This window comes from Pelomicrobium sp. G1, assembly GCF_051905455.1.
In the GTDB taxonomy this organism is placed as follows: domain Bacteria; phylum Pseudomonadota; class Gammaproteobacteria; order Burkholderiales; family UBA6910; genus Pelomicrobium.
The window spans coordinates 1-328 of the sequence record NZ_JBQACR010000215.1; the positions used below are offsets into that span (position 1 = coordinate 1).

The 328-nt window shown below is 65.9% G+C and carries 1 pseudogene; it reads left to right on the forward strand.

Annotated elements, in window-relative coordinates:
• Positions 1–328 (forward strand): annotated as a pseudogene (locus ACTFO6_RS18230) (hypothetical protein); the annotation flags it as partial.

Consider the following 328-nt stretch of genomic DNA (forward strand, 5'->3'; position numbering starts at 1 on the left):
CTCCTCCACCCTCTTCTTGTGCGACGAGCTCATCCGGCTCTACGGGAGCGAGGACTACGCGGTCTCCCAGGCGGCGAGCTACGCGGTGGAGAACTGGGCGGCAGCGGGCTTCTGGGAGGAGCTGATCGAGGGCTTGAAACGCTACAACGAGCGCCATCGCGCCGACCTGCCCCTGGGCTTTTTCGTCTGGCACAGCCGGCTCGAAGCCCAGCACGCCCGCCACACCCAGGAGGAGCTGGAGGAATACTACTTCCAGACCCCCCTCGACGAGGACGCCTTCATCCGCTACGGCAACGAAATGCTGGACGCGGTGGCGGCCTTCTGGGAC